The organism is Promicromonospora kroppenstedtii DSM 19349 (genome assembly GCF_000515355.1).
GTDB classification, from domain to species: Bacteria; Actinomycetota; Actinomycetes; order Actinomycetales; family Cellulomonadaceae; genus Promicromonospora; species Promicromonospora kroppenstedtii.
Genome location: NZ_KI911565.1, coordinates 113,428 through 114,473, shown reverse-complemented (window position 1 = coordinate 114,473; position 1,046 = coordinate 113,428). Strand labels below are relative to the sequence as shown.

1 protein-coding gene is annotated in these 1,046 nt (G+C 76.0%); it reads right to left on the bottom strand.

Going from position 1 to position 1,046, the window contains the following annotated elements:
- On the bottom strand, positions 1 to 1,046 hold a 1,046-nt coding region (locus PROKR_RS00575; RefSeq protein ID WP_036958770.1), incomplete at both ends, for a hypothetical protein.

Sequence of the window (1,046 nt, the reverse complement as noted above, 5' to 3'; positions counted from 1 at the left end):
GCACCGGCCGGCGCCGGTGCCTCGTCGGACGCCGCCACGGGCGGGGACGACTCGACGGCGACCTCGGGAGCGGTCTGCTCCACGACCGGCTCGTCGCCGGCGATCTCCTCGGGGCGCACGTCGTCCGCGCCGCTACCGGCGGCGTCGGCACCCGCGCCACCGACGGACGTCGGCTCGACCTCGGTCTCGGGGTAGAGCTGGGCGGGCTCCTCGATCACGCCCTCCAGGCCGTTGCCCGTCACGGTGTCCTCGGACGCCGGATCACTGCCCCAGGTCGTGCCGCTCCCGGACGACGTCTCCTCGGCAGCCGGCTCCTCGGCCGCCGCCTTCTCGTCCGCCGACTTCTCATCGGCAGACCTCTCGTCGCTCTGCCGCTCGGCGGGCTCCTGCGGCATGAGCTCGTCGGCGATCAACCCGCTGCCGGGCACTGTCTCGTCGAGCGCGGAACCTCGCGGCGCCGACTGGTCCTGTTCCAGGTCGGGGTCGTTCTGGAGGTCCTCGGGCGTGACCTCGTCGTACTGGGGCCCGGTCGGCTCCTGCGGTGCGGGCGCCGGCTCGGGGACGAGGTTTCCCTCGGCAGTCGGCTCGGGCCGCGGCTCCTTGTCGCCGGAGCCGGAGCCGGCGTCGGAACCGCCGCCTGGGCGACCGATCCCAGCGGTACCGGTCGCGGCGTCGGCCGGGTCCGGTGTGTCCGCGCCTTCGCGACCGGCGTTCTCCCGCGCATCGTCGCCACGGGCCGACGTCTCCTTCGGGGCGGCGTTCTGCGCGGCACGGTTCGGCTCGTCACCGGCCGGGGCCTGCCCCGCCGGCTGCTCCCGGGCCGGCCGCTCACCCGCGGGCTGCTCGTCGGTCGGTACCTGCTCCTCGACGACGTCGTTCCCCGCCCCACCAGGCTCCTTGATGTCCTCCGGCTCGACGGCGCCCTCGGGCGTCACCTCGTCCGACGGCGTCGCCGGCTCGGGCGCCGGCTCCTTGGCAGGTGCGCGCTGGCCGGTCCGCGCGGCTCCGGCTGCCTCCACAGCGTCGTCGGCAGCACCGCCGTCGGC